Source organism: Pirellulales bacterium, assembly GCA_036490175.1.
In the GTDB taxonomy this organism is placed as follows: domain Bacteria; phylum Planctomycetota; class Planctomycetia; order Pirellulales; family JACPPG01; genus JACPPG01.
Genome location: DASXEJ010000330.1, coordinates 1 through 3,187, shown reverse-complemented (window position 1 = coordinate 3,187; position 3,187 = coordinate 1). Strand labels below are relative to the sequence as shown.

At 60.3% G+C, this 3,187-nt stretch carries 3 protein-coding genes; 2 read left to right on the top strand and 1 reads right to left on the bottom strand.

From position 1 onward, the window contains the following. Window positions 1-429 (bottom strand): methyltransferase (locus tag VGG64_24935; protein HEY1602874.1); only part of this gene is annotated, 429 nt, incomplete at its 3' end. 669 nt (window positions 430-1,098) lie between these two features. On the opposite strand from VGG64_24935, the gene VGG64_24930 reads away from it, so the two are divergent. Both VGG64_24930 and VGG64_24925 read left to right on the top strand, forming a co-directional pair. Then, window positions 1,099-2,382, top strand: coding sequence for a Gfo/Idh/MocA family oxidoreductase (locus VGG64_24930; GenBank protein ID HEY1602873.1), 1,284 nt, complete (start codon window positions 1,099-1,101; stop codon window positions 2,380-2,382). A 147-nt stretch (window positions 2,383-2,529) separates the two neighbouring features. Then, window positions 2,530-3,187 (top strand): DUF1080 domain-containing protein (locus tag VGG64_24925; GenBank protein ID HEY1602872.1); only part of this gene is annotated, 658 nt, incomplete at its 3' end.

Below are 3,187 nucleotides of genomic sequence, written 5' to 3'. Positions count from 1 at the left end.
ACGAAGAAACTCTTCCTCGGCGAACATGATTCGCTCGTAATACAACCAGAAGACCAACGACACGATCGTGACCAGCCACCACAACTGGCTGTACATTGTGACGCCCAACCACATCAAATAGTTGCCCAGGTAGAGCGGATGCCGCACCGTGGAGTAGATGCCCGACGTGTTCAACTCGTCGGCCCGCTGCCCATCGGTGTTGCGGCCCGAGGTTCCTGCGGGCGTGAACCCAATCGTGGCGATGCGCACGCCCAGTCCAGTCAGTGATACGGCAAAGCAAATCAGCGTCCACCACAATGGCGGAACGAATCCCGCCACGCGGTTCTCCCACAGACCCAATGCCAAAATAGGGATCAGTGCCAGCGGCAGGTAACTGCGCCAGCGAAACAGCCAATTCCCCACGCTTTCGAAGTCTTCGCGTAATGCCATGGTCAATCCTTTGAATCCGACAATTCCCGCGAGCGCCGGCGCGGCGCACTAGGACGCGACGACTGCCTGTTTTCAGATGGGCTAAGCCGCGGCGCCTGCGAATCTCTTTCGAGACGCTTCTGCGGCGGGGAATCATAGCGGCAAAGCCCGCTGCGACCCAAGGGCAGAAAGCGGTTGCTAGCAGCCCGCGGCGACTAGCCGGCTCAACCGCCGGCTCCCCCTTCGCAACAGGTTTCGCAGATGGTGTGACATCGCGAACAGACCATCTTGCCGCGCCGGTCGATTAAGGGCCCACCACAGACCGGGCAGGCCGCACGCCCTGCGCGGGGCTGCTCGTCGCGGCTGTGCGGCGGCTCATCGGACGATGGTGGTTTTTCGCTCATGCTTGGAACGGGCATGCGGACCGAATGTCGACTTGAGCAACCAAGCAGGGACCATCGGCCGGAACGTAGAGCCGACCTGATAAACGACCGGGCCGCTGCCGGGCGTATTGTAACTAACTCTGCCCATCGGGTCAGGCGCACCCTTGCTGCGGTATGGCGGGAAAAATCAAAGGCGCTGCCAGACCTCTTCCGCTGCTACAACGCGGCCTCTGGGGAGGTTAGAATCCGCTCTCGGCCAGGCACGCAATCCCATCGAGCACCCCTCCGCGACAGGAGCCTTCCTCTCATGACGCATCACGCATTCACGCGACGCGCTTTTCTGGGTACAGCCGCGGTGGCTGCCGGGGGAACATTGGCCCTCGGCCGATTTGCCCGCGGCGCCGTGTTGGGCGCCAACGACCGCATTCGTTTTGGCGTAATCGGTTGCGGCGGCATGGGAACCGGCCACTTGAACGAGCTGGTCAAGCGCGCTGGCGAAGATAACCTGCAAGTCGCCGCCGTGTGCGATGTATATCAAAAGCGACTCGACCGGGCCAAGAGTATCAGCGGCGTCAACGGCCAACTCGACTACCGCAAGCTGCTCGATCGCAACGACATCGATGCGGTGTTGATCGCCACTCCTGACCATTGGCACTCCAAGATCGCGATCGACGCGATGGCCAGTGGCAAGCACGTGTATGTCGAGAAGCCGATGACGCACACAGTCGAACAAGCGATCGAGCTACGCGACGCGGTCGAACGTTACGGCAAGGTGTTGGAAGTCGGACCGCAAGCCACCGGCAACGACGGCGTCTGGCTCGCGCACGAGGCGATTCGCGCTGGCCGTATCGGCAAGGTCACTTGGGCGCAGGGGAGCTATAACCGCAACTCGCGGGTCTGCCTGTTCAACGATCATCAAAAGATCGACCCGGCCGCCGGCCCCGATAAGAGCGGAGAAGATTTCGTCGACTGGAACATGTGGCTTGGGCACGAGTGGGGATTGGCGCCGAAGATTCCTTGGAACCCGGAACACTTTTTCCGCTTCCGCAAATACTGGCCGTATAACGGCGGCGTCGCCACCGACCTCTTGTATCACAAATTGGCGCCGCTGCTGCTGGCTATCGCGGGTCCCAACGGCGAATACCCGCTACGCGTTAGCGCCGTCGGAGGGCAGTATATCGAGAAGGACGGTCGCGACATTCCCGATACGTTCTTGATGACCGTCGATTATCCGAGCGAGCATTCGATCTTCCTGGTCAGCACATTGACGAACGACACGCAGATCGGCGACCGCATCTACGGTAAGCATGGCACGATGGATTTCGACGGCGCGCCGGTACTGAAAGTGAACAGCGAATTCGCCGACGAATTCAAGGCGGCCAACGGCGGTTTGACCGAAGTGAAGCTCGAGCCGAAACCGCGCCGCGACATGAAGGGAAATTTCGTCGATTGCATTCGTGGCCAGGCAACGCTCAATTGCAACGCCAAGCTGGGTGCCGCAACGATGGTGGCCATCAAGCTGGCGGTCGAAAGTTACCGGCAAAGCAAAATGATGCGCTGGGACGCACAGAAAGAATGCGTAGTCGGTTGAACGCCGTGCAGTCACTCCTTTCGGATGAGGAACCCAACAGGGCAAGAGGTCCGTCAGAGAGCTCCCGATTATCAGATCCGCGTCAACCACGGAATAACGCGGTCCGAGCGGTTCTGCCGACTCCCAAGAACACTTAGGAAACTTTCGATGATGCCGTTACGTGGCTTGCTCGTTCTGGGCTTCCTATGTGCGTGGTGCGCGGCGGCTCGCGCCGCCGACAACACGCTCAGCCCGCAGGAAAAGCAGGACGGTTGGCAACTGCTGTTCGACGGCAGCACGTTCGCGGGCTGGAAGACCAACACGCTGCAGCCGAGCAAGACGCCGATCGAAGATGCCAGTCTGAATCCGCACCGCAGCGGTGGCTACATGCTCATCCATGAGGAACAGTGGGAGAATTTTCGTCTGGCGCTCGATTTCAAGCTCAGCAAGGGATGCAACAGCGGGATCTTTATTCGCACATTCCCACTGACGCCCCGGCCCGGCAAGGACGTGGGTTTCAATGGCCTGGAGGTGGCGCTCGACGACACGACCACGGCCGGCTACACCGACACGGGCGCGATCTACGACCTGGTAAAACCCTCGCGCAATGCCATGCACCCGGTCGGCCAGTGGAACCACATCGAGATAACGTGCGACAAGAACCTGATCGACGTCGTGATCAACGGCGAACAGGTTACACGGATGAATCTGGACCAGTTCACGCAGCCGAATCAGCGCCCCGATGGCACGCCGCACAAGTTCGACATCGCCTACAAAGATCATCCACGCCGCGGCTACATCGGCCTGCAAGATCACGGCTCGCCCT

What these genes read in the sequence shown, in the direction of transcription:
- VGG64_24930 (HEY1602873.1), top strand. Translation starts at nt 1,099, where the DNA reads ATGACGCATCACGCATTCACGCGACGCGCTTTTCTGGGTACAGCCGCG.